The sequence below is a fragment of the Hoeflea sp. TYP-13 genome (genome assembly GCF_040932035.1).
Classification (GTDB): Bacteria; Pseudomonadota; Alphaproteobacteria; order Rhizobiales; family Rhizobiaceae; genus Hoeflea_A.
In genome coordinates this window covers 654,423-679,982 of the sequence record NZ_JBFRBB010000003.1, presented here as the reverse complement: position 1 = coordinate 679,982, position 25,560 = coordinate 654,423, and the positions used below count along the sequence as shown (strand labels likewise).

Below are 25,560 nucleotides of genomic sequence, written 5' to 3'. Positions count from 1 at the left end.
AAGGGCGAACTGCAGGAGATCGGCGCCACCATGGCGGCCGAGTGGCTGGCCAACTCAGGCGATGACGGCAAGGCCATCATCGATGCATACAAGGCAATGGAATAGAGCCTGTTGCGGAAAATCCGTACTTGAATGATCATCAAACAAGCCCGTCGCGTTCAACCGCGGCGGGCTCCCAGACATCGGTTGTGGAGGATCGGTGTCAAAATCGAATAACGGGAGGGGTTAAATGGCTGCACTCAGACAATTACGCAACGGTCTCGATTTTATTTACCTGGCGTCCGGTGTGTTCGCGGCGTTGTTTCTGATCGCCATCCTGACGCTGATCGTCATCCAGATGCTGGCACGCTGGACGGGAGAGGTTTTCGCAGGCGCACCGGATTATGCCGGTTACTGCATGGCCGCTGCTTCGTTTTTCGCTTTTGCCCATGCCCTGCACCGCGGCGCCCATATCCGCGTTTCGATCGTGCTGAACGCCGTTCCGGACGGCGTGCGCAGGATACTCGAAGTCTGGTGCTTCGGCATCGGCACCGCCGTCGCCTGGTACTTTTCCTACTACGCCTACAAGTTTGTTTACTGGTCGTGGAAATTCCACGAGGTCAGCCAGGGACAGGACGCTTCGCCCCTGTGGATCCCGCAATTGTCGATGGTTATCGGTGCCGTGATTCTTGCAATCGCCCTGACCGACCATCTGATCCATGTGCTTTTTGTCGGAGACCACCGCATCGAGACCGATCTGGTCGATCAGAGCCACGGGGAGTAGAAAAATGGAAGATATCTCAATCATAATCCTGTTCCTTTTTGTCCTCTTCCTGTTGCTCGGCACCGGCGTGTGGGTCGGCCTTGCCCTGATGGGCGTCGCATGGGTCGGAATGGAACTGTTCACATCGCGCCCGGTCGGCGATGTCATGGTCACGACAATCTGGACCAGCTCATCGTCCTGGACATTGACGGCCCTGCCGCTGTTTATCTGGATGGGAGAAATCCTCTACCGAACACGATTGTCCGAGGATATGTTCCGCGGCCTCGCCCCTTGGATGGCGCGACTGCCGGGCGGCCTCGTGCACACCAACATTGTCGGCTGTACCGTTTTTGCCGCTGTTTCCGGCTCATCGGCCGCAACACTGACCACCGTCGGCAAGATGTCGATCCCGGAGCTGCGCAAACGCAACTATCCTGAAACGATGGTCATCGGCACACTGACGGGCGCTGCAACGCTGGGTCTCATGATCCCGCCCTCGCTGACACTGATCGTTTACGGAGTGACCATCAACGAATCGATCACCAAACTGTTCTTCGCAGGCATCCTGCCGGGCCTCGTGCTTGCACTCATGTTCATGGGCTATGTGGCGATCTATTCCAAGGTCTCGTCCAAATGGCAGCCCAATGAGGAACCGAAGTTGAGTTTTGCGGAAAAAGTTAAAAATTCCCGCTTCCTCGCGCCGGTCATCGCACTGATCATCGTTGTCATCGGTTCGATGTATCTGGGCTACGCCACGGCCACCGAAGCGGCGGCATTTGGCGTCATCGGCGGACTGGTGCTGGCTGCCAGTCAGGGGTCCCTGTCCTGGAGCACCTTCACAGCAAGCCTGATGGGCGCAACCCGCACATCCGCGATGATCGCGCTGATCCTTGCAGGTGCCGCGTTCCTGTCGCTGGCGATGGGCTTTACCGGTCTTCCGCGCGGATTGGCCAATCTGATTGCAACGCTCGAACTTTCCCGTTTCGAACTCCTGATGGTACTGCTTGTCTTTTACATCATCCTCGGCTGTTTCCTCGACGGGATCTCGTCCGTCGTGCTGACCATGGCGGTTGTCGAACCGATGATCGTTCAGGCCGGTATCGACCTGATCTGGTTCGGCATCTTTATCGTGGTCGTGGTCGAGATGGCGCAGATCACTCCGCCGATCGGGTTCAACCTCTTTGTCATGCAGGGCATGACAAACCACGAGATGAACTTCATCGCCAAGGCGGCGATCCCGATGTTCCTGATCATGGTTTTAATGGTCTTCGTGCTCATCGTGTTCCCGGATCTGGCAACCTATTTGCCGAATAATCTGCGACCCGGACCGGGCGGCGGTTAGCGTCGTCAGACAAACGAAAAAACAGCAGGCCGGTGTTCTTCACACCGGCCTGTTTTTGTTGTGTGCGACTAAAGCCTGCCTTGTTGCCGCCCCACCCGGATGATAAAAAATGTTATTCTGTTTTTTCGTAAAACTGTCTTTTAGTGGATGAGCAGCACCGAGCTTGAAGTCAAACTCGAGATAGGCACAGATGTCGTTCGCAGGCTGCCCGGCAAGACGGCACTACGGCAGATGTCCCTCGGGCAGCCGGCCCGCAAAGAGCTTCAGTCCATCTACTACGACACTGCCGATCATCGGTTGCACCGCGAAAATGCCTCGCTGCGGTTGCGCTGGGACGGAAGGCGCTGGATCCAGACACTGAAATTCGGGACCGCAGTTGCGCATGGCCTGTCGAACCCGATCGAGATCGAGCACGTGGTGGACGAGCCCGAGCTTGACCTCGATAGAATTGATGACCCTGAACTCACGCCCTGGCTGATGAAGATCGTTTCCGCAGGACCGCTGCTTCCGGTCTTTGAAACGAACATCAACCGCGAAATCCATATGCTGAGCTGCGATGACGTCGGAACGGTCGAACTGGCGATTGACAATGGAGAGGTCAGAAATCCGGAAAAATCGGAAGCCATCAACGAGGTCGAGTTGGAACTGAAATCGGGTTTGCCCCATGCCCTGTTGACCGTCTCGGAAAAGCTGTTTGACGGTGATAAGATTGCTGCATCCGGCGCAAGCAAAGCGGAACGCGGCTATGCTCTGTCCAGGCAGGTCTGTAACGATGCACCGCAGCCGCACCTGTTTAAAAAGCCGGACCTCAGCGCGGATATGCCGGCGGACGATGCCTTCAGGGTGATCGGTCGTTCCGCGGCTGATCAGATACTCGACAATTGGAATCTGCTGCCCCTGTCGAACGATCCCGAAGTGCCGCACCAGCTTCGCATCGGGCTGAGACGGTTGCGAGCCTCCCTGCAGATATTCAGATCCTTCGTCACCAGTGACGACCTCATGCGCCTTGCAAAGGAAGCGCGCGACATGGGCCGGGTTGTCGGCCATTTGAGGAACGCGGACGTCCTTCTGGATGACATTGCATCCCCGGCAATCAAGGCGCTGGGCAAGGACAAAAAACACCGCGCCATGCTGGATTATCTGAAACAGAACCAGGCGCTGCAGCGCAGATCCGTGCGCGAGGCGCTGGAAGGCGAACGATGGACCCATCTGAAGCTCAATTGCATGCTGTTCGATCAGGCGGTGGATCGGGCGCTCATGAACACAAGATCAGGCGTGGTTTATGAAGAGGCTTATGCCCTGTCGGGACGCGAACTTGAAAGGGTCTGGCGCCGTGTCCAAAAAAGGGGCCGCGGTTTTGCCAATCACAGGCTCGAAGAACGGCATGAACTGCGCAAAATGCTGAAGACAATGCGCTATGCCAGCGACTATTTCCTTCAACTCTATCCGCGACCGGATGCGAAAAAATTCTTTGCCCGGCTGAGGCAGTTGCAGAATGTCTTCGGCTATCTCAATGATGTTGCCATGGCCGAAAATCTTGCCGCCGCCATTGCCCTTGACCACCCGGACCGCAAGGATCTGCAAAAGAGCGTCGCTAAAATTTGCGACTGGCACAATCAAAGGGCCAAAAAAGCAATGCGAAATGCAGACAAGCGCTGGCGCAAACTATCAGGCAGCCGCAAATACTGGCGGTAGCCAAACATCTGGACGCAGCATGCGGGTACTGTCTTGCCCCACATTCGGAATGCGAGCTGTCATAGGAATGATCAACTCGGCCATTTGTGGACATCGCGTTTTACGGCACGTAGGTTCTGGTTCAGATCAACTGCTAATTGCGGGATTGTTCCATGAGCCACCGCCTGAAATGCCGGATATCAGATAGTCTTTGGGATGCTTTGCAGCGTGAAACGGCGCGCACGGGGGACAGTCTTTCCCACACGGTGCAGCACGCACTTTCCGAAGCCCTGGGACTGGAACACCACTCGCTGTTCCAGGTTTCCACCAGCGGCGCCGTGGTCAAGGGCGTGTTCAAGGGCTGCACCAGCGTCGGCGATCTCAAAAGCCACGGCGATTTCGGTCTCGGCACGTTCGAAGATCTCGATGGCGAACTCGTCATGCTGGATGGTCTTTGTTATCAGGCGGGTGCCGGCGGCGTCGCTGCCATGGCCGAGGATTCCTGGCTCGTCCCCTTTGCAACGGCCACACGCTTTTCAGCGGACCGGACGGCTGTTTTTGACGGTATCGACACGCTCGAGACCCTACAGGAAAAACTTGACGGTTTGCGTCCCTCACAGAACATATTTGCGGGTCTGCGCATTGACGGTCTGTTCGATCGGATCGATATGCGCGCAGCCTGCAAGGCACAGCCCGGCGAGGGCCTCGTCGAAGCGACCAGCCACCAGAGTGAATTCGGCTTCGACAATATCGAGGGAACGCTGGTCGGCTTTTGGACACCGGCCTATGCCAAAGCCATCGGTGTGCCGGGATATCACCTTCATTTTATCTCAAATGACCGCACCAAGGGCGGTCATGTATTGGGACTGAGAGCGAAGCGGCTGACCGCATCACTGCATCTCGAGACCGATATTCACGTCGGAATTCCCGAAACGCAGGCATTTCTTGAGGCCGATTTGCAGGACGATCCGTCAAAGGATTTGGATGTCGCCGAAAAGGGTTTCGTGCGCGACCGCTGACAATATGGCACGAACCTCTAGTTCAGCTTTGCGCCGTTCAGCAGTTCCCGGACCTTCTCAACCGGAACGCCGAGATTGGAGCCACCATATTCCGGCAAAATGGCGGCATTGACCGCAACGACATCGCCATTGATATCAAGCACCGGCCCGCCACTGCCGCCATGGGTCGTTTCCGCGTCATAGGCGATAGTTTCTTCAGATGTCCCGCCGACAATACCGCGGCTTGCAAGCGGCAGGATACGGCCCGCATCGGCGAGTTTTTGAGAAACAATCCAGAAGCCGGTGTCGCCTGATTTTCTGAGATCTTCGAGGAACCGCTTGCCCGCTTGCGCCAACATTGAACGCAGTCCCGTCGGATATCCCAAGACGATAATTTCGTCACCCGGATCCGGCGACGCATCGGCCAGACGAAGTCCCCTGGTGTCATTTCCGGGTTCCGTCTGGCGCAGGATAGCAAGGTCGGCCGTCTCGCTCGCCGTAACCAGTTCGATCGGCACTGGTGTTTCGACGCCAGGCAGATAGCCGATAAATTTTGTCATCACCGGTTCAAGCCCCTGGGCAAGGATCATTTTGATGTTAGCGTCATATTCCCACGGCAATCCGACATGCCTGTTTGTCACCAGCAGGCCTTCGTCGCCGATAAAAAATCCGGTTCCTGTATACTGGCGCTCCGCGATCGGCCCATTCCCCTCAAGCGACAACGACAAGGTGCCGTTCGGCAGAACGATCGGTTTGCCGTTCGCATCAAGAACCTGACGCAGCATCCGGTCGCTATCCTTTTCCTTAAAGCCCCAGGAACCCTGCAGAAAAAGGATCGAAGGCGTTGCTTCGGCAATCACATTTGCGCTCGCTTCCGAGCGGCGCTCGATATCCTCGACGCGCTCGGCCGTCGTCGCAATCTGCCCCTGCAATTCGCTGCTGAGCGCGGCCAGGTCATCCGGCGTCAGGGCCTCTTCCCTGGAACGGGCGAGCGTTCTCGAAAAATTCTCCAACTCCGTTTTGCCGCTTTCAACCTGCTGGGTAAGAAGCGCATTAATCCGCCCTTGCTGGTAGGCCAGTCCACCGAGAATGAGCAGTACTGCAATTACGGAAAATCGGAACAGTGTGGTGGTTTCACTTGCCAGCCTGCTCGCTAACTGCCGACAGGATCGCAGAAACCGTTTGGCTGCCGGTTGGCGGCTGCTACGAAAATAGGCAACCGTATCGCTCAATATGTCGCCGACACTCTCGCGCATGGGATGCGTGTTGTCATAGACGTAGCACCGGGACATGGGTCCGTTATTGCCGAACTCGATCATGTCATGGTGTTTGAGGAGCTGCGATTCAACCGGTTTGCCGTTCACCCAGAGCTGTTGGTCCTCGATCACCGAGATTTCATAGCCGCTCTCTGCCCAGCGAATACGTGCGACCCATGTTTCCCGGTTCTCATTGGGCGGCCCGTCGGTAACATGCATATGACCATAGGGACCAAGCCGCAAATGCATGTCCGGATGCCAGAGCCATGTCACGGTTCCGCGGCACGGTCCGGTCAGATGCTCAAGGGCAAGAATGGACTGTGTATCCACCAATTCGGCTGCTGTTTGCGGCGGTGCACCTTTCATATCGGCCTTGCTGACGGTTTGCCTTTTGGGTTGCATCCAGCTTAGCCGGATTTCGAAGTGATCTCCACAGAGCCTACATCGGCCGCGGGTGATCGCGGTAGATTGCCTGAATGTCGGCCAGCACCTCGTCGCTCAGTACGGCATCCTTGGCGGAAATATTCGTCTTCAGTTGATCCATCGAAGTCGCGCCGATGATTGCGCTCGTCATAAAGGACCGGGAGAGGCAAAATGCGAGCGCCATCTGTGCAAGATTGAGGCCATGGCGGGCCGCCACTTCCGCATAAAGCGCGATGACCTTTTCCGATTGCGGAACATAGCGCCCGTTGAGGTTCGGCTGCATGGACCGGCGCGAGCCGGCGGGAATGGTTCCGTCCAGATATTTGCCCGAAAGCGCACCCGCCGCGAGCGGCGAAAAGGCCATCAGGCTGACATCCTCATGCACGCTGATCTCGGCCATGTCGAGATCATAAAGGCGGCACAATAGACTGTATTCGTTCTGCATCGAGGCCATTCGCGGCAAATCGTGCATGCGGCTGACCTCAAGGAACTTCATCGCACCCCAGGCGCTTTCATTTGAAAGACCAAAGGCGCGCAGTTTTCCTTCTTCCTGTAGTAGCGCCACCTCGCCAAGCATATCGGCAACTTCCTGGTCCATGTCTCCCGGCGGCAGGGTTGAAGGGTCGTATTTCCAGTATTTGCGGAAATGATACGAGCCGCGATTGGGCCAGTGCAGTTGATAGAGGTCGATCCTGTCGACCTGGAGGCGCCCCAGGCTGTCTTCGAGAGCGTGCCGGATCATTTTTCCATCAACCCGTTTTCCGTCGCGGACATCCTTGTTGCCCTCACCGGTGATCTTGGTCGCCACCACCAGCTTGTCGCGGTCCGCCCTGCCCTTGAGCCATGCGCCCAAAATCTCCTCGGTAAGACCGGTGGTTTCGGCCAGGCGCGGCGTTGTCGGGTACATCTCGGCCGTATCGATGAAGTTCACGCCTTCTCCAATCGCATAATCGAGCTGTTCGTGGGCTTCGGTCAGTGAATTCTGCGAACCCCAGGTCATAGTCCCTAGGCAGATTTCGCTGACCATCATTTCCGTGCGGCCAAGCCTTTTGAATTTCATGGTGAGAGTCTCCCTGCGACGCTATTATTTATCCGGCGAAAACCGTCTTTCAACAGGGCACCGGGATTCATACGCACTGTATGTGCTGATTTTGCCTCTATTTCAGTAAACCTGGTTCAACGCCGCGCAACAATGTGTTCGCTATCCTACCCTTGTTTCCACCGGCAAAATCGACATTGTTGGCAGCAGCCTGTCCGCCGGCGATTCCGAGCGCAGGAAAATGGATGGAGAGCACATGACCGGAACACGAAAACCAGCCTTTTCTATTGCGGAAAGATCGTCGATACCGATCGCCGGATCCAACCTGTGTTTCCCAGTAAACCGTATATTCTGCGTCGGGCGAAACTATGCTGCCCATGCCCGCGAGATGGGCACCGATCCTGACCGCGAACCACCCTTTTTCTTTTGCAAACCGGCAGACGCAATTATCGCAGGCGCTGAATGCAGCCTTGCATATCCACCGCGAACCGAAGAGCTCCATTTCGAAGTCGAACTGGTTGTCGGCCTCAAGAGCGGTGGTGCCGACATCGCAACCGGAAACGCGCTGAACCATGTGTATGGCGCCGCCGTCGGCATTGATTTTACCCGCAGGGACATACAGGCAGCAGCAAAGACAACGCGCAGACCCTGGGATATGGGCAAGGGATTTGACGGATCGGCAGTCATCGGCGAGATGGTCGAATTCGATGCCGCATCGCTGCCGCAGGCCGGCCCAATCACCCTGTCGGTCAACAATGAGGAAAGACAGCGCGGTGACCTCAGCGACATGATCTGGTCAACCGCCGAGGTCATTGCCGAGCTCTCAACCTATCTGAGCCTCCGGCCAGGCGACATCATCTTTACCGGCACGCCTGAGGGCGTTGGCCCGGTATCGGCCGGCGACCGGATGCTTGCCCAAGCCGCCGGTGTCCCACCGCTTTCGATTTTGATCGAATAGAACTGCAACCGGGTACGTTCATCTCATGTGCCGACCGCAAATTTGTCGAGTGCCGCAAGATAGGGCGCAAGGTCCAGACCCTGCCCTTCAATCCACTCGTCATTAAAATAGGTTCCAAGGTAACGATCGCCCGGATCGCAGATCAAGGTCACGATGGAACCCGTCTGGCCGTTCGAAATCATATCCTCGGCAATATTCAGTGCACCGTAAAGATTGGTTCCGGTTGAGCCACCGCATTTGCGGTGAATGAGGCGTTCCAGCCAATGGACAGCCGCAATACTTGCGGCATCGGGCACTTTCATCATCCGGTCGATTACACTTGGAATGAAGGAAGCTTCGACACGCGGCCGTCCGATGCCCTCGATACGTGATCCGGTGCTCAATGTCAGGCTGCGGTCTCCGCTTTGATAACAGTCGTAGAACACGGAATTTTCCGGATCCACAACACAAAGCCGCGTGTCGCCGACCTGGTTGGGTTTGTAGCGAATAAAGCGTCCGATCGTCGATGACGTTCCGCCCGTTCCGGCACTGACAACAACCCAGGCAGGAACGGGATTGCGCTCAAGGCGCATCTGCGAAAACAGGCTCTCGGCGATATTGTTGTTGCCACGCCAGTCGGTCGCCCGCTCGGCATAGGTGAACTGATCCATATAGTGGCCGCCGGTCTCTTCGGCTATGCGGCTGGCGTCCTCGTAGATATTACCCGGCTCGGTAAGTCGCACCTCTCCGCCCAGGAATTCAATCGCCTCGATTTTTGCCTGTGCCGTCGATTTCGGGGCGACGGCGATGAAAGGTATCCCCAGAAGGCGGGCAAAATAGGCTTCCGAGATAGCCGTGGAGCCGGAAGACGCTTCAACAACCGGCCTGCCCCGGCGAATCCAGCCATTGGAAAGCCCGTAGAGGAACAACGAACGGGCAAGCCTGTGTTTCAGACTGCCTGAAGGATGTGTCGATTCATCCTTCAGGTAAAGATCGATGCCCGCTTCTGTCAGGCGCGGCAGTTCCAGTTTGATCAGGTGCGTGTCGGATGATCTGGCAAAATCCGCCCCGATTTTACGGACGACTTCGTGGTTCCACTCGCGCTCAGCCGCCGATATCTCCGTTTCGACCACATTAACACCTGACAGAACACTCATCCGGACACCCTTCCCGTCTGTAAATCAGCAGGCATCCACCCGCTGCACTAACAGCATGCATCTGTTGCGCATGCTTCGCTGAAACAACAATTATCCACCCTGGAGCCGCGTCCAAGATAGGTTTTATCCGACAGGTAGAATTCAGAAAACGCTTCCTCAAAGTCGGACGCGACCGACCTTTCCGCAAGTCCCGTTTCCATGAGCTTCTTTTGCCATTTCTTCAGCTTAGGACGGTCGCCAATGAAATCATACCCTGTGCGTTGCTCAATGATGTGGGCGCGGTGAAGCAGCGTCAGCCAGGCAATATCGACCATGCCGATTGTGTCACCGGCAAAATAGGGTGTGTCGCCGAGTTGCCTTTCGACTTTGTCAAATGCCTTTCCAAGCTTGTCGCTGCGCTCCTTAAGCACATCCTCATCAGCACTGCGCTGGGCGCTGCACTGAACCAGGTAGTTCTTCGACGCCAGGTAACTCCATGCCCGGTTAACGGCCCTGTCCTCCGGCGCCAGTTTAGGCTGAAGCGGAGGATATGCCTCTTCGAGGTATTCGACGATCGCTTCGGATTCAAAAAGCGCCTTGCCGCTGTCAGCGATCAGAACCGGCACCTGTCCGTTTGGGGAAATGTCGAGGAACCATTGCGGTTTGTCGCTCAGGCTGATGAATTCAAGATCATATTTTATGTCCTTTGCCTCAAGCAGTGCGGTAACGCGCTGCACGAAGGGACAGATTTTGAAGCTGATGATTTTCATAATCGGGGTCCTGTCTTGATGAATGAACTGACTTGATTGTTTGTGTTGATCGGGGTTATATGACTCATAATTCAAAATTTCAAGAGACATTGAAATATGAAAGAAAAACAGGCCTTGAAACTGCTCGGCGCGCTTTCCCAGGAAACGCGGTTGCGGATCGTCAGATATCTTGTTCAGTGCGGCGCCCAGGGCGCCTCTGCCGGTGAAGTCGGAAACAAGGTAGGTGCGTCCTCGTCAGGAGCATCATTTCATCTGTCGGCGCTGGAGAACGCCGGTGCGATCACAAGTGAACGCCAATCGCGGAAAATCATCTATCGCGCCGATCTGAACAACATCGGAAACACGATCTCGTTTCTGCTCAACGATTGCTGCAACGGTCATCCGGACATAAGGGCCTGCTGTGGGCTCGAGGATGGATGCTGTTGATTTGATGGCAGCCGTTAGGCACGGTCAAATCCGGCGTTGCAATATGTAGGTATCCATCAGGCCGCGCCCCTTGACCTCGACACTGCCTCTCTTTTCAAATTCAAACCGGCCATTCAGCGCCCTGCGCATCGCCTCGCTTACCTGAATGGCGCCATCGACGCCGGTCGATTCCATGCGGCTGGCGACATTTACCGTATCGCCCCATAGATCGTAGGCAAATTTGCTCCTGCCAATGACCCCCGCCACCACCGGACCGGTGTGCAAGCCGATACGCAATGAAAACGACACGCCGCTTTCCCTTTTGAACCGGTCAATGGATGCCATCATGTCCAACGCAAGATCCGCAATCTGTCCCGCATGGTCCGCCTTTGTGCCGGTTAGGCCGCCGACGACCATATAGGCGTCCCCGATCGTCTTGATCTTTTCAAGATCATGGTCCTCCACCAGCGTGTCGAAATGGCTGAATATATCATTCAGTTTAGATACGATTTCCTCGGGCTTTTGCCGGCTCGCATATTTCGTGAATTCGACAATATCCGCAAACAGGATGCTGACCTCATCATGTTTCTCGGCGACTATTCCCTCTCCGGATTTCAACGTCCGGGCCGTCTTTTCCGGCAGGATATTGAGAAGAAGCGCGTTGGATTTCTCCCGTTCGCGGATCGTCGATTGGACGAAGAACCTGGCAAAGACGAAAACGACCACCGAGGCAAAAGACAGGTTCATCAGGAAGAACAGCGTTTTGGTTCCGTCGGAAACCGCTTGGCCATGCGCGCTGAAATAGCCCTCAAAGGCCACTGTTATGGCGATATTGATCAGATAAAGCGCCAGCCAGACCGCTGATTCTCTAACAGAAAAATACATGAGCGCAATCACCGGGCCGCAGAGGGCCCATATCATCACAAAACCGGAATCTACGACACCTCCAATGCTCCACTGCGAAAATGTGGTGATGTATATGATGCAGATGATCTGCGAATAGGCGGCAATCAGGTGGTTTTTGAACAGATGCGATATTGCAAGGGAGGAACCGACGATCAGGACAAAAAGCGCCGGCAGCGCCGCCGTGAGTCCCGCGCCGAATACGGCGTAGTACATGGCCGACCACACGAGGCCGGCAACGCAGCAGGATATGGAGACAAGAAATATCGCGAATTTCTCGGCCCTGACTTCCGCCGGATCGTCCGGATCATATGCAAATGCTTCACTCAGTTTCATTGGGCTTATGCTCTTATGTCGGCCTGCTGTTTTGATGCAACATCTACAAGCTCTAACACACCTCCCGGTCTGAAACAGCGTGACGCTTGTCCGCAGGGCTCCCAGTACATATCTGGACAAAAGAGCCGGAACAATTCAGAGTTGATCCGGACCGTTTCGCACGGAGCCAGGCTTCTGAACTTCACTTCGTACTGGGCGCTTTGCACGCGCCGCATCGGAATTTTCATATGGACTTCAAGGATTATTACGAAACGCTGGGATTGGAACGCGGTGCAACCCAGGACGAAGTCAAGCGCGCCTATCGCAAGCTTGCCCGCAAGTTCCACCCTGACGTCAACAAGGAACCGGGTGCTGAAGAAAAGTTCAAGGAGGCAGGCGAAGCCTACGAGGTTCTCAAGGATCCCGAAAAGCGCGCTGCCTATGATCAGCTCGGCGCCAACTGGCAGGCCGGGCAGGATTTCCGCGCGCCACCAGACTGGAACGACGGCTTCGAATTCTCCGGCGGCGGCTACACGGAAGCCAACGAGGAAGATTTCAGCGACTTTTTCGAAACGCTGTTCGGACGGGCGCGCGCCCAGGGTGCAAGGCAGCAGAGCAGCCGTCAGTTCCACGCCCACGGCCAGGATCATTATGCAAGGATCACCATTGATCTGAAGGACGCCTATGAAGGCGCCACACGGACGATTTCCCTGCAGGCCCCCGAGGTCGATGCGTCCGGCCATGTTACGCTCAAGACAAGGTCCATACGCGTCAATATTCCCAAGGGTGTGACGGAGGGAAAACACATACGCCTTGCCGGTCAGGGAACGCCGGGCATCGGCCAGGGCAAGCCAGGCGATCTTTATCTCGAAATCAATTTCCGTGACGACGGTCACTACACGGCGGAGGGACGCGACGTCTATTTCGACCTGCCGATCACTCCCTGGGAGGCGGCGATGGGCGGCAAGGTTAAAGCGCCGACGCCCAACGGTGTCGTTGAACTCAAGATCCCGCAGAACGCGCATGCCGGACAGAAGCTTCGCCTCAAGGGCCGTGGCATTCCGGGAAAATCCGCCGGTGATCTTTATGCCGTGCTGCAGATCGCGGTGCCGCCTGCCAAAACGGATGAAGACCGCAAACTCTACGAACAGATGGCGCGTCAGATGAAATTCGACCCGCGTGCGAAGCTCGGAGTATAAGGAACCATGGCAAAACAAACGGCAAAAGTGGTTTCGGGCGAAGTTGTTGAAGTGGTGAGTCTCGCCGAATTGTGCCGCTCCTGCGGCGTCAGGGCCGAATGGGTCGTCGAACTCGTCGAAGAAGGCATTCTCGAGCCGGAAGGCGCGGCCCCGGCGCGATGGCGTTTTTCATCCGTCAGCATCACCAGGGTCAGGACAGCCTGGCGCCTGCAGCACGATCTCGGCGTCAACAAGGCCGGTATCGCTGTTGCGCTCAACCTGATCGACGAACGTGAAGCGCTGAACCAGCTCGTGCGTCGGCTCAAACACGCATCGATTGACTGAACGCGGACACCTGGATCGTCAGCGTGCGCCCCACGTGTCGCTCAGCCGGTAGCCCTGCGGCCACGGATCATCGGGATCAAGCATGTGCTGATGCGTGCCGGTGATCCAGCCCCGCCCTGTAAGTTCAGGTACGATGGCGGCGTTGCCCCCGACCCGGGTTTCCTCTGCAATCCTGCCCCGGAAGGTCGAATCGATAATTGATTTGGACTCAAACAGATCGCCGGCTTTCATCAGCCCCCGGGCATGCAGTGTTGCCATACGCGCCGAAACACCGGTTCCACAGGGCGACCGGTCCAGTTTGCCCGGTTGAATGGCGACGGTCGAACGGCCTGAATAACCCTGCTCGGTTTTCACTGGCGGGGTGACAAACAGGCAAAATGAAATATGGTCCCAATCCGGCAATTCGGGATGGCGAAACCCGATCTGTTCGTTGGCGGCATTGGTTATCCTGATCCCGGTCAGCGCAATGTCGCGCGCTTCCGACGCAGTAATTTCAAATCCCAGTGCCGCGGCATCGACAACCACAAAACTGTCGCCGCCAAAGGCCGTGTCCACCGTCAGCGTGCCCAGGCCCTCGACTTCCAGCGCCGTATCCAGCCGGTCTGCAAACGAGGGCAGATTCTGCACGGTGATGCTTTCGGCCTTGCCGTTTTTGCAGCTTGCTTTCACGCGAACCAGTCCGCCGGGCGCTTCCAGAACGAGCTCCGTTACCGGCTCCTGCATCGGCACGATGCCGGTGTCGAGCAGGACGGTAGAAACACACATTGAGTTCGACCCTGACATCGGCGGTGTATCTTCCGGCTCCATAATGATGAAACCCATATGGGCGTCCGGATGTTTCGGCGGAACCAGGAGATTGACGTGACGGAATACCCCGCCGCGCGGCTCGTTAAGGACAAAATTGCGCAAACCTTCGTCTTTAGCAATGAATGCACGCTGCTCCCAAATCGTATCGCCCGGTGGAGGCGCAACGCCGCCGACGATGACATCGCCCACCTCCCCCTCAGCGTGACAGCTGACAACGTGAATGGTCTTGCTCGAACGCATGTTCTGCCTCTCAGGTCACCACGAATCCGTGTGCATAGGGATCGCGGTCATCAATGAAAATCGTATTGAAGCCGGTAACGCGCGCCCATCCGCCGATGGACGGCACAATGGCGTCCAGATCGCCAGCCTTTGCAGTTGCTTCCACGCGGCCGTTGAACAACGAGCCGATAATGCTCTCATGGACAAACGTATCGCCGACAGCAAGATTGCCCCGCGCCGCCTCAAGCGCCATGCGCGCCGAGGTGCCGGTGCCGCAGGGCGAACGGTCGATGGCCTTGTCGCCGTAGAAGACGGCATTGCGGGCATCGGCATCCGGTTGTGTGGGCTTGCCGGTCCACATGATGTGCGACAGGCCTTTTATGTCGGGATGTTCCGGATGCGCAAAATCGTATTTTTCATTGAGGGCGGCACGCAAAACCGGGCTCCAGCCGACAAGTGTTGTGGCGCGGTGATCCGCCATGTCGCCAAATGCTTCCTGCGGCTCGACGATCGCATAGAAATTGCCGCCATAGGCTACATCGACGGTGATTTCGCCAAGCCCGTCGACATGCGCGGACAGTCCCGATTTATATGCAAATGACGGCACGTTTGTGAGCCGCACTTCTTCGACAAACCGGCCCTCCTGGCGGTATTCGGCAACGACCAGCCCGGCGGGCGTATCGAGACGCAGCACACCCGGCGTATTCGGCGATACCAGCCCGTGCTCTATGGCCGTCGTCACCGTGCCTATGGTGCCGTGCCCGCACATCGGCAGGCAGCCGGATGTTTCGATGAACAACACGCCGACGTCGCAATCTCCGCGGGTCGGCGGGTAAAGGATCGAACCGGACATCTGGTCATGCCCGCGCGGCTCGAACATCAGCCCCGTGCGTATCCAGTCGAACTCTTCCAGAAAATGCGCCCGGCGCTCCAGCATCGTGGCGCCTTCAAGACGTGGTGCGCCGCCGCTAACGACCCGGACCGGATTGCCGCAGGTGTGTCCGTCAATGCACTGGAATGTGTGGTTCGCCATACTCGATACGCCTTTTGTAAACCGTCAGCGCCGCTGTCCCGATGCGCTGATACCGACGGCTGCCAAAATAATAAGGCCGGTCGTCAGATCGCGATAGAACGGATCGGCGTTGAGGATATTAAAGCCGTTATTGATCAATGCCAGCAACAAAACGCCGGCAACGCTGCGCCATACAGCCCCCGCCCCGCCATAGATGCTGGTGCCGCCGAGAATGACCGCCGCAATCGCCTGCAGCTCCATGCCGATACCGGCGCTCGGCTGGCCCATGGAAATGCGCGAGACGGAGATCGCCGCCGCAAGACCTGCCGCCATTCCCGCAATCGCAAATGTGGCTATCTTGATCCGGTTGGTGCGCACGCCTGAAAGGATCGCCGCTTCTTCGTTGCCGCCAACCGAATAGACCTTGCGCCCGAAAGACGTGCGCGTCAGTACGAATGTCAGGATCAGGGCGAAGGCAATGAGCACGATGACGGCTACGAAAATTCCGCCGATCTTGTCGCGGCCGAGCCAGGTGAATTCGGCAATGCGCACGGGAATGAGCCGTCCGTCCGTAATCAATATGGCAACGCCCTTGAATACCATGCTGGTGGCAATGGTCGCCAGGAACGAGTGAATGTTGAGCGAGGTGATCACAACACCGTTCATCACGCCGAGCGCAAGGCCGATAAACGGTGCGATCGCCAGCCCCAGAACCGGATCGACATTGAGCGCGATCCATGCTGCCGATACGCCCGCCACTGCAAAGATCGAGCCGACCGAAAGATCGAACCCGCCGCCGATGATCACCAGCGTCATGGCGCTCGCCATGATCGCCAGCGGTGCATTCTGGTTGAGTATGTTCTGCAGGTTCCGGAACGTCAGGAAACTGTCGCTCATCATGGTCAGCGCCACGATCAGGGCCGCAATCATGATGAGAACCGCGTAGGTCTGGAAGAACCGTGCGACCTGAGCTGAAGAAAGCGCGGAATTCACGGCGCGTTACCCCTCAATGCTTCGGAATTGTATTCATTCTGATGGAAAAGAGCCCACAGAACGTCCTGTGTCGTCGACGTTTCGGGATCGACCTCTCCGACAAGACCGCCGTCATGAACGAGATAGGCACGGTGTGCGAGACCCAGCACCTCCTCGATTTCCGACGAGATCAAAAGGACGGCGGTTCCCTTGGCGGCCAGATCGGCGATCGCCTCGTGGATGCGCTGGCGCGCGCCGACATCGACGCCACGGCTCGGCTCGTCGAGGATAACGATGCCGGGATCCCTCATCAGCCACTTACCCAAAAGCACCTTCTGCTGATTGCCGCCCGAATAGTAAGGGATCTCGCCATCGACATTGGGCGGCGAGACGCGGAAATAGTCGATCAGTTCCCTGACGCGGGCTTTTTCAAGCGCCGTTCTGAGCATACCGCCCATCATGATGAAATGGCTGAGATGCGGCAGCGTCATATTGGCCCGCACCGGCAGAGTCATCACCAGACCCTGCTTGCGCCGGTCTTCGGGAACCATCACCATGCCGCGTTCGGCAGAATCCGCGGGCGTGCGGTCATTGTAATGTTCGCCGCCCAGCACGACAGCACCGCCGCTGGCCCGGTCAGCACCGAATATCGCCCGCGCGATTTCCGTGCGTCCACTGCCGACAAGCCCGATCAGGCCCACGATTTCACCAGCATTGACGTTAAGGCTCACATTCGACACGCCGGTCGGAGCCGTCAGATTCTCAACCGTGAGAGCCGGCTCGCCAGCAGTGGGTTCCGGGACCGATTTCGGCGGGTAAGGCGTTTCGGTCTGGCCGCCGCCGAGCATCGCAGAAACAAGCGATCCCTTGCTCTCCTCCGCTGCATCGCTCGTGCGCACGAGACGCCCGTCGCGCAACACGGTAACGCGGTCACAGACCGCGAGAATGTCGTCGAGAAAATGCGAGACATAGATGATGGTTGCCCCGCCCTGCTTCAGCCGCAGCATGGTTTCATGCAAAAGCTCGGCTTCGTCAGCGGTCAGGGACGAGGTCGGCTCGTCCATGACGATCACCCGCGCCTCACGCGCCAGCGCCCGCATGATCTCGATTTTCTGCTGGTCCGCAATGGAAAGATGCGAAGTAATCGCGGCCGGATCGAGCGAAAAGCCCGACGCCGCCATCACATCTGAAAGCCGGGCGTTCTCCGTGTTCGCCAGCACGCCGAAACGCTGGTCCTCTATGCCCAGAAACACATTTTGCGCGACGCTCAGTGCGGGAACGAGCTGCAGTTCCTGATGCATCATCGCAACGCCGCGCTCAAGCGCCAGCGGCGGCGTCCAGGCGCTGACCTGTTCACCGAATACCTCGATGCTGCCGGTGCTCGCCGAATAATATCCGCCGATGATCTTGCCGAGGGTCGACTTGCCGGCACCATTTTCGCCGACAAGACCATGAATTTCGCCAAGACCAATATCGAGATCGATATCGCCGAGCACCGACACGCCACCGAACGACTTGCCGATGCCGCGCAGGCTGATGCAGGGCTCTCCCCCGGCGGATGCCTGTCTACTTGCCATGGCCCTTGCGAACTTCAGGCTGTTTGGCGTGGTTCGGATGCGGCTTCGTCAACGCTCAGATCTCCGGCTATGCGTACACCATAATCATCCCAGGCCGCCTGAACAGAGACGTAGCCTTGTCGAACGTCGGCAAGCACCTCTTCGAACAGCCGCGCCTTTGGATTGCCGAAGCCGCCACCGCCTCCGGTCATGGTCTCGACAACCGTTCCGGCTGCAAACTCCCGCGCCCGCATTTTAAGCAGGTGATCCCTGGAGCCGTCCGGCTGGGTGATGGTGTTTTTCGGTCCCGCTCCGTCGTGTCCTCCCTCGAGCCCCCAGGCCGGTGTCTTGGCGCGTTCGAACCAAAGGGCGCTGAAACAGTCCTCCAGCAGCTTGTAGGTGCGAACCACGCCGCAGCCGCCGCGCCACCTGCCTGGACCGCCAGAATCCTGCCGGATCGAAAACTCCTCGATCCGAACCGGGAATTTCGTTTCATAGACTTCCGCCGGGATATTCCTGAAGCCGCCATTCACCAGATTGACGAGCGCACTCTGGCCGTCGCTGCCAACGCCGCCGCCCCAACCGCCGGCGGTCGGCTCCACCGAAATCCACTGCCCGCGCTTTTCATCCATCGAGAAAAACGCGGCAACCATAGAGTCCCCGTAATGGGCGGCCTTTGCCTTTTCGGGCATCGCCTCGCTCATACAGGAGATCATCAGGTCAGCCAGAAGGCCGAGACCAGTGAAATACCACTCGCATGCGGCCGGCTCGCGCGCATTGAAAAGGCACTCGTCCGGAATGTTCACGGTCATGGTCTCGAACGATCCGCCGGTGATCGCCCTGTCGGAATTGATCATCGTCTTGTAGGCAAGCCGCAGCAGCGACTTGGTCTGCACCGCGCCGCAATTGATGGAGCCGAGGACCGGACCGGACGTTCCGGTCAAATCGATGATCATCCGCTCTCCGGCAATCGTCATCGACATGGCGATTTTCACAGGTTCGTCGCCGACACCGTCATCGTCGAGATAGCCTTCGCGCGAATACGTGCCGTCCTTGAGGGCCGCAATCGCTTCCCGGTCCATCCGCCGCGCCTGCTCGAATATGTTCTCGCAGGCGCTGCGGTAGGTTTCGACGCCGATCCGGTTGAGCAACTGACCGAGCCGCCGCTCGCCAGTGCGGATCGAGGCGATCTGCGCATTGAGATCGCCGATGGACATGTCCGGCATGCGCGTATTGCGCCTCAAGAGGTCGTACCATTCCTCGATCGGCTCGAATTTGCGCATGATGCGTGTCGGACCAAGCCGGATACCTTCGTGATAGATCGACGTGGATCCCATCGTGGAGCCGGGATCAATGGCGCCAATGTCGTTCCAGTGGGCGCGTGCCGCACCGAAACCGACAAGCTCACCTTCGTGGAAAATCGGGCCGACGGCAGTGATGTCGTGCAGGTGCGTTCCCTGCAGATAGCTGTCGTTGATGAGGAAGACATCGCCCTCGGCCATGTCGTCGCCATAGCGTTCCTTCACCAGATGGACGCAGGCATCGATGGCGCCGATAAAGAGCGGCACACCGGTCGACTGGCCAAGCATGTTGCCTTTTTCATCGAGCAGGGCGACCGCACTGTCGCGGCCCTCATAAATGATGGCGGAAAATGCCGAACGCCAAAGCGATGCATTCATGTCTTCCGCGCAGGAAATGACGAAATTTCGCACGACTTCGGTCGTGATCGGATCAGCCTTGACACTCATTTTGCATTCTCCGTTCTCGTCACCGACAGATGGCCGCCGACAATGACCTCCGCCTGCCAGCCGGGAGGCACCAGCGTGGTCGCGGTTCCCTCCTCGATGATGGCCGGGCCGGGCGTGACCGATCCGGCGGCAAGGCCTGCCCGGTCGACAATCGCCGTTTCCTGTTCCCGTCCGCTGAAATACACCATGCGCGAGCTGGTTGGCCCGGCCTCCCCGGTTTCAGGATCGGCATTTTCCGGCCGGTCGAGCTTGCCGATCGCCGCCACGCGCAGATTGGCGATTTCCACACGTCCCTCGGGACTCGAATGACCGTATTGGCGGTCATAGGCCCTGTCGAACGCCCCGCGGGTCGCATCCATATCGATCGGTCCCGGCGGGATCGGAATGGTCAGCACATATTCCTGCCCGTGATAGCGGAAATCGGCGCTTCGCTCGAAGCTGATGGCCGCGTCCCTGACACCTTCATCGATCAGATAGGCGCGACCGTCGGCTTCAAGCTTCGCAAACCGTTTTTCAAGTTCGCTGACCTCCAACTGATCCCAGAAACCGTAGAGCGTTTCCTTGAAATCGTGCCGGACATCCGTTTGCAGCATGCCCCAGGCGGAAAATGCACCGGGATGCACCGGAACGATCACTTCGCCGATCTCGAGTTCCTCCGCCAGCGCCGCCGCCTGAGCCGGTCCGGCGCCGCCAAAGGCGACAAGCGAGAAATCGCGCGGGTCGATGCCGCGGCGGATCGTGATGGTGCGGATCGCGTCGGCCATCTTGGCATTGATGATGTCGATAATGCCTTGCGCCATTTCCTGCGCATTCATGCCGAAATTGGCGCCCATCTCTCCCACGGCCTTTTCGGCAAGATCGCGGTGGAGTGTCATTTCTCCGCCGGAGAAATTGGCGCCGTCGAGCCGGCCAAGCACCAGATTAGCGTCGCTCACCGTCGGTTCGGTTCCGCCCAGCCCGTAACAGGCCGGACCCGGCTTCGAACCTGCCGATTGCGGCCCGACGCGTGCGGCGTCGGCCTCGGTCCAGGCGATGGAGCCGCCGCCGGCGCCGATGACATGGATGTCGACCACCGAAATCTGAACGGGAAGTCCTTCGAGCTTGGTCTCCGTCGATGATGACGGCAGCCCGTCGATGACCAGGCTGGCGTCAAATGAGGTGCCGCCCATGTCGACGCAGATGAGGTTTTTGCGTCCGGTCTTTTCCGCCAACGCCCGCCCGCCGATAGCGCCGCCGACCGGCCCCGAAAGCAGCGTCTGCAGCGGCGTGCGGCTGGCCGACGCCGCCGACATGACACCGCCGTTCGATTCCATAACATGCAGCCCTTCGGGGAGCCGGTGACTGAGTTCGCCCACAAGGGTCTCGATATAACGGCGCACGACCGGTGCGAGATAGCCGTCCATAACCGTCGTCGATGTCCGGTCGAACTCCCGCCACTCCGGCGAGACGCGATGCGACACCGCAATCGATACGCCCGGGAGGCGTTCGCTCAGATAAGCTTCGGCCGCCAGCTCGTGTTCCGGATTGCGGAAGGCAAACAGCAAGCAGATGGCGATTGCCTCGTAGCCGTTCTGACGGGTTGCCTCGACAAGTCGGTCGAGATCGTCGGTGTTGATCGGCGTTACGATTTCGCCGTCGGCGGCGATGCGTTCACGGACGGTGAAGGTGTCTTCAAGGCCCGCCAGCGGCTCCGGCTTATTCCAGCGGATCGAGAAAATCTCACCGCGGTCGTTTCCCTGGATGGTGTAGATGTCGCGAAAATTCTCGGTGGTCAGCAGCGCCACCTTGGCTCCGCGCCGGGTTAAAAGCGCATTGAGGCCAACAGTCGTGCCATGCACGAAAAAGTCGATTTTCGCATCCTCGGGCACGACGCTGTTGATGCCTTCAATGACGGCGAGTGCAGGATTGTCGGGTGTCGACAGGATCTTGGCTGCGCCGCAGATGCCGCTTTCGCGGTCCTGATAGACAATATCGGTGAAGGTCCCGCCGATGTCGGCGGAAATGCGGTAGCTATTGCTGGTCACGGGACGTGTTCCGTTTTTACCTGGATATGGAGGCGGAAAGCACGCGGCCTTCCGCCATTATTCGTCAGGAGAACCTATTGTTCCCACTCGCCGACAAAGTCGGGGTTGGCATCAAGTATGGCCTTGTCGATGATCGGCGGCATGGGGCCGACCTCATCCATGTTGATGAACTCGGGCACATCCTCGCCCTTGAGTTCCTTGACGACAATATCGAGCGCCATGGCACCCATGGTCTTCGGGAAATATGCAAGCGTTGCATCCCAGCGTCCCTCGCGAATAGCGTTGATCGCGATGTTTGCTGCGCCGCCGCCTGACAAAAAGACATCCGGAACATTGTAGCCAGCCGCTTCCAGCGCGATTTCCACACCGACAAGATGCTGGTCGGCATTCGAAAGCACCACATGGATATCGGAATTGGCCTGAAGGATATCGGTCATCGCGGTCAGCGAGACATCCGGGCTGTAGCTGCCCTCGCCCGTTGCCACGACCTTGATGTTGTCGTGCACATCGAGAACCTCACGGAAGGATTCGTAGCGAAGATTGTCGAACGGAAATATCAGCTGCCCGACAATGATCACGACATTGCAGGGATTGCGATCCTTGCATACTTCGACAACCGTCTTGGCCTGCTCCTTCGCACCGTCGGCGGGCGGCGAGGCGACCGTTGAAGTCAAGCCATCGACCTGGCGTTTGAGTGTTGTCAGATCCGGTCCGATCGGAAACAGCGTCGTCACGATCGGTTTGCCGGCAGCAGCCACCTGCTCGACCGCGCCGGCAATGCCGACCGTGTCATTGGCTGCAAGGACGAAGCCGTCGAACTTGCCGCTGGCAAGCACATCCTCGATCTGGCTGTACTGGTGGGCGGCATTAAACTGCCCGTCATAGATTTCGGTGGTCACACCACCGAGCTCTTTGGCCTTTTCCTCGATCCCAGCATAGATCGCCTGGTTGAAGCCGTTCTGCGATGACGCGGCAAAAAAGGCGATCTTGAGATCTTCCGCCTGCGCGGCGCTTGAAAACAGGCCACCAACCGCCAGTCCGGCGGCAATGGCCGTCATTGTAAATTTGTTGATCACTGCTTCCTCCCTTTGCAGGCCCAAATTCATTGGACAAGGCAGCATATTAATTATACAAACTTTATGCAAGACAAATTATGCAAACTTTATGCAAGCTATCTGGCGACAAAAGTGATAAGCACGATTGCAATGGTCAGAGCCAAGGGCTTAAGTCCCGGCCAGGCTTATGGTGATGCGGAAATAACGCCCTTCGCTTTGCAACCGCACAAGGTTTGCAAACGGCGGGTTTCAGGAGGCAGAATATGGTCGCAATTGGTCTGATGAACCCATCGAGGCAGAAGAAGAAACTCGAAACAGGACAGCGCAAGGATTTTCCGCCGATCAGGCTGGACCTGACCGACGGTGAAAAGCCGAAGCGCAAGAGGGGTTCGGCGCGGGTTTACGAGGAACTGCGCGAAGACATTTTGTGGATCAGGATCGAACCCGGTTCCGTCCTCGACGAGGTGGCCCTTGCAAAACGGTTCGACATGTCCCGTACGCCGATCCGTGAAGCGCTTGTCATGCTTCAGAGCGACGATCTCGTCACTTTCCTTCCAAACAGGACCAGCATTGTCACGCCACACATGCTGGACAATATGAACGAGCATCTGGACACCCACCTTCTCCTGGCGCGGGCTGTGGTGAGGATGGCAGCGCAGTTCCGCACTGAAGAGAACCTTGAGCGGATCCGGTTGGCCGCAAGCGCCTATGAAGAGGCGCTGCAAACCAACGACGTCTATCAGATATACGGCTCTGACCTTGCCTTGCACCGGGAAATATCCCGAAGCTGCCACAATCATTTCACCCGCAAGTTTCACGACCTCAGTCTCGATTGCGGCCGCCGCGCCTATGTCCTGCACTACTATCCCGAATTTCGCGAAGAGGAGAGAAAGACAAGCCTTGCAGAGCACAGGGAATTGATCAGCGCCATCGAAAGCCAGGACGCAGCTCGGGCCGATGCGGCCATTACGCAGCACGTGCGGTCAGAACTCAATGTGATCAAGCGCACACTCGATCCGCAGGTCGGTTTCGAAATGGAAATAACCACCGGCGGTGCAGCCTCAAAAAAGGATTGAAAACGATGGTTGAGCAGTCGGTATTGAAGGCACGTATCGCAAGGCTCGTCGATGTGCTTGGCAACAACGGCCTGGAATGCGCGGCGTTGGTGCCGGGGCCGAGTTTTTATTATCTGACGGGTATCAACCTCCACCTGATGGAACGCCCGACCGTCCTGCTCGTCAGCGCGGATGGTCGCTTGCACGGCGTCATTCCGGAACTTGAAAAAAACCGCTGGCAGGCCGGCATGCCCGGCGTCGACACCGAATACTGGCAGGATAGTGAAGGCTATGACGAGGCGTTCTCCCGCATCGCCGCGCGCATGAAAGCCGCAAAGCTCGGCGTCGAAGGCCAGCGCATGCGGGTGTTCGAAAGCAATGTTCTGCGCAAGCATTTCGGCGATGGCTCCGTGGACGACGCGCAGCGGCTCATTGCCGGTATCCGTCTTCAAAAGGACCGGTCCGAAGTCGAATGCCAGCAAAGGGCCATTGCCATCAGCGAAGCGGCACTCGGCTCCACCATTGCGAAAGTCCGCGCCGGCATGAGCGAACGCGAAATCCAGCAGATGCTGCAGGTCGCCATGCTTGAAAACGGTGCCGAAGGCTTTGCTTTCGAGGCGATTGTGCTCGCCGGTGGCATGTCTGCTGATCCGCATGGCGAACCAAGTGGTGAGCGCCGCCTGCAAAACGGCGATCCGCTGCTGATCGATTTCGGTGCGCTCTATGCAGGTTACAGTGCCGATCTCACCCGTACGTTCTTTTGCGGCCATGCCAGCGACGAACACCGCGAAATCTACGAAACCGTAAAAAGGGCCAATGCCAAAGGCCGCGACGTGGCCGCGCCCGGCCTCACCGCGCACGATGTCGATGCGGCAACGACGCAAGTGCTGAGGGATTCACCCTTTGCCGATCTGATTGTCCACAAGACCGGTCATGGCCTCGGTCTCGACGTGCATGAGGCGCCGCAGATCATGGAAGGCAACCGGCAGGAACTGTCGTCCGGCATGGTTTTCACAGTAGAGCCGGGCCTTTACCGCCCGGGCGACATCGGCGTGCGTATCGAGGACGATGTTCTGATTACCGATGAGGGGAGCATTTCCCTGAGCGGATTTGACCGTGAACTGACCATTATCGGCTGACGAAATGGAACGGCTGGAATACCCGCTCGTGTTGCAGTACGCCATGCAAGGTGATGTTGACGCTTTGTGCGATCTTACAGCCCGGCGGCTGAAGTCGCTGGTCGGCTTCGAGCTGCTAACAATTCTCGCACCCGACATTTCCGGAACCCATTTGCGCCGAATCTATTCCACCGATACTGCCGGATATCCGCTAGGGCTGGCAGATGAGATCCGAAAATCACCCTGGTTCGACCAGCTGTTCGACAATAGAGCGCCAATTATAGCCGCGAACACCGACGAAATTGCTGCATGGCTGCCCGACTTCGACGGGTTTGCCGGTATCGGGCTTGGGTCCCTCGTCAATTACCCGGTCGTTGTTGCCGATCAGACCATCGGTCTGCTCAATCTCATGGACAGGCCGGGCAGTTATGACAATGAAACCGCCCACATTCTCGAAGCCGAATTGCCTCTCTTTGCAGTCACCATCGCCGATTTCCACCGCCTCAAATCTGCCAATCGATAGATTGGCTC

The 25,560-nt window shown here is 57.7% G+C and carries 23 protein-coding genes; 11 read left to right on the top strand and 12 right to left on the bottom strand.

Features of this window, described 5'->3' with window-relative positions; all coding sequences use genetic code 11:
- Positions 1-229 precede the first annotated feature (229 nt).
- From ABVT35_RS20240 to budA, 4 genes are all read left to right on the top strand, one after another.
- Positions 230-763: a TRAP transporter small permease gene (locus ABVT35_RS20240; protein ID WP_368468835.1), complete on the top strand. Its 534-nt coding sequence runs from the start codon at positions 230-232 to the stop codon at positions 761-763.
- A 4-nt stretch (positions 764-767) separates the two neighbouring features.
- Positions 768-2,084, top strand: a complete 1,317-nt coding sequence (locus ABVT35_RS20235) for a TRAP transporter large permease (RefSeq protein WP_368468833.1) — start codon at positions 768-770, stop codon at positions 2,082-2,084.
- Between the two features lie 147 nt (positions 2,085-2,231).
- Entirely contained in the window at positions 2,232-3,779 is a 1,548-nt protein-coding gene (locus tag ABVT35_RS20230) for a CHAD domain-containing protein (protein WP_368468832.1), read from the top strand.
- Positions 3,780-3,931: 152 nt separating this feature from the next.
- Positions 3,932-4,777, top strand: coding sequence for an acetolactate decarboxylase (gene budA / locus ABVT35_RS20225; protein WP_368468830.1), 846 nt, complete (start codon positions 3,932-3,934; stop codon positions 4,775-4,777).
- 17 nt (positions 4,778-4,794) lie between these two features.
- On the opposite strand, the gene ABVT35_RS20220 is transcribed toward budA, so the two are convergent.
- Together ABVT35_RS20220 and ABVT35_RS20215 are read right to left on the bottom strand one after the other, a co-directional pair.
- A complete protein-coding gene (locus tag ABVT35_RS20220; RefSeq protein WP_368468829.1) occupies positions 4,795-6,378 on the bottom strand; it encodes a serine protease in 1,584 nt (527 codons plus the stop codon).
- 73 nt (positions 6,379-6,451) lie between these two features.
- A complete protein-coding gene (locus ABVT35_RS20215) occupies positions 6,452-7,495 on the bottom strand; it encodes an aldo/keto reductase (RefSeq protein ID WP_368468827.1) in 1,044 nt (347 codons plus the stop codon).
- Between the two features lie 235 nt (positions 7,496-7,730).
- Between ABVT35_RS20215 and ABVT35_RS20210 the strand changes: the two genes are divergently transcribed.
- Positions 7,731-8,432, top strand: coding sequence for a fumarylacetoacetate hydrolase family protein (locus tag ABVT35_RS20210; RefSeq protein ID WP_368468825.1), 702 nt, complete (start codon positions 7,731-7,733; stop codon positions 8,430-8,432).
- Between the two features lie 23 nt (positions 8,433-8,455).
- On the opposite strand, the gene ABVT35_RS20205 is transcribed toward ABVT35_RS20210, so the two are convergent.
- Together ABVT35_RS20205 and ABVT35_RS20200 are read right to left on the bottom strand one after the other, a co-directional pair.
- A complete protein-coding gene (locus tag ABVT35_RS20205) occupies positions 8,456-9,568 on the bottom strand; it encodes a PLP-dependent cysteine synthase family protein (protein ID WP_368468823.1) in 1,113 nt (370 codons plus the stop codon).
- Positions 9,569-9,615: 47 nt separating this feature from the next.
- A complete protein-coding gene (locus tag ABVT35_RS20200) occupies positions 9,616-10,317 on the bottom strand; it encodes a glutathione S-transferase family protein (protein ID WP_368468822.1) in 702 nt (233 codons plus the stop codon).
- 96 nt (positions 10,318-10,413) lie between these two features.
- Here ABVT35_RS20200 and ABVT35_RS20195 point away from each other — a divergent pair, with 96 nt between their 5' ends.
- Complete coding sequence (locus ABVT35_RS20195; protein ID WP_368468820.1) at positions 10,414-10,743, top strand: ArsR/SmtB family transcription factor; 330 nt, start codon at positions 10,414-10,416, stop codon at positions 10,741-10,743.
- Between the two features lie 24 nt (positions 10,744-10,767).
- On the opposite strand, the gene ABVT35_RS20190 is transcribed toward ABVT35_RS20195, so the two are convergent.
- A complete protein-coding gene (locus ABVT35_RS20190; protein WP_368468818.1) occupies positions 10,768-11,961 on the bottom strand; it encodes an adenylate/guanylate cyclase domain-containing protein in 1,194 nt (397 codons plus the stop codon).
- Positions 11,962-12,188: 227 nt separating this feature from the next.
- On the opposite strand from ABVT35_RS20190, the gene ABVT35_RS20185 reads away from it, so the two are divergent.
- Together ABVT35_RS20185 and ABVT35_RS20180 are read left to right on the top strand one after the other, a co-directional pair.
- Entirely contained in the window at positions 12,189-13,139 is a 951-nt protein-coding gene (locus ABVT35_RS20185) for a DnaJ C-terminal domain-containing protein (RefSeq protein WP_368468816.1), read from the top strand.
- Between the two features lie 6 nt (positions 13,140-13,145).
- Entirely contained in the window at positions 13,146-13,463 is a 318-nt protein-coding gene (locus ABVT35_RS20180; protein ID WP_368468814.1) for a chaperone modulator CbpM, read from the top strand.
- 18 nt (positions 13,464-13,481) lie between these two features.
- On the opposite strand, the gene ABVT35_RS20175 is transcribed toward ABVT35_RS20180, so the two are convergent.
- From ABVT35_RS20175 to ABVT35_RS20145, 7 genes are all read right to left on the bottom strand, one after another.
- A complete protein-coding gene (locus ABVT35_RS20175; protein WP_368468812.1) occupies positions 13,482-14,510 on the bottom strand; it encodes a proline racemase family protein in 1,029 nt (342 codons plus the stop codon).
- Positions 14,511-14,520: 10 nt separating this feature from the next.
- Entirely contained in the window at positions 14,521-15,522 is a 1,002-nt protein-coding gene (locus ABVT35_RS20170; RefSeq protein ID WP_368468810.1) for a 4-hydroxyproline epimerase, read from the bottom strand.
- 24 nt (positions 15,523-15,546) lie between these two features.
- A complete protein-coding gene (locus ABVT35_RS20165) occupies positions 15,547-16,494 on the bottom strand; it encodes an ABC transporter permease (protein WP_368468808.1) in 948 nt (315 codons plus the stop codon).
- The gene (locus ABVT35_RS20160; RefSeq protein WP_368468807.1) at positions 16,491-18,050 is read right to left on the bottom strand and encodes a sugar ABC transporter ATP-binding protein; all 1,560 of its coding nucleotides are present in this window, start codon (positions 18,048-18,050) and stop codon (positions 16,491-16,493) included. The genes ABVT35_RS20165 and ABVT35_RS20160 overlap by 4 nt, the downstream gene beginning before the upstream one ends.
- 14 nt (positions 18,051-18,064) lie before the next feature.
- Positions 18,065-19,777, bottom strand: a complete 1,713-nt coding sequence (locus tag ABVT35_RS20155) for a hydantoinase B/oxoprolinase family protein (protein ID WP_368468806.1) — start codon at positions 19,775-19,777, stop codon at positions 18,065-18,067.
- Complete coding sequence (locus tag ABVT35_RS20150; protein ID WP_368468805.1) at positions 19,774-21,801, bottom strand: hydantoinase/oxoprolinase family protein; 2,028 nt, start codon at positions 21,799-21,801, stop codon at positions 19,774-19,776. Before ABVT35_RS20150 ends, ABVT35_RS20155 begins: the two co-directional genes overlap by 4 nt.
- 74 nt (positions 21,802-21,875) lie before the next feature.
- On the bottom strand, positions 21,876-22,877 hold the full coding sequence (locus ABVT35_RS20145) for a sugar ABC transporter substrate-binding protein (protein WP_368468803.1): 1,002 nt from the start codon (positions 22,875-22,877) through the stop codon (positions 21,876-21,878).
- Between the two features lie 242 nt (positions 22,878-23,119).
- Here ABVT35_RS20145 and ABVT35_RS20140 point away from each other — a divergent pair, with 242 nt between their 5' ends.
- Genes ABVT35_RS20140 through ABVT35_RS20130 form a run of 3 tightly spaced genes read left to right on the top strand, consistent with a single transcriptional unit; the run spans position 23,120 to position 25,552 of the window.
- Positions 23,120-23,932, top strand: coding sequence for a GntR family transcriptional regulator (locus ABVT35_RS20140; protein ID WP_368468802.1), 813 nt, complete (start codon positions 23,120-23,122; stop codon positions 23,930-23,932).
- Positions 23,933-23,937: 5 nt separating this feature from the next.
- The gene (locus tag ABVT35_RS20135; protein ID WP_368468801.1) at positions 23,938-25,050 is read left to right on the top strand and encodes a M24 family metallopeptidase; all 1,113 of its coding nucleotides are present in this window, start codon (positions 23,938-23,940) and stop codon (positions 25,048-25,050) included.
- A gap of 4 nt (positions 25,051-25,054) precedes the next feature.
- The gene (locus ABVT35_RS20130; RefSeq protein WP_368468799.1) at positions 25,055-25,552 is read left to right on the top strand and encodes a GAF domain-containing protein; all 498 of its coding nucleotides are present in this window, start codon (positions 25,055-25,057) and stop codon (positions 25,550-25,552) included.
- Positions 25,553-25,560 lie beyond the last annotated feature (8 nt).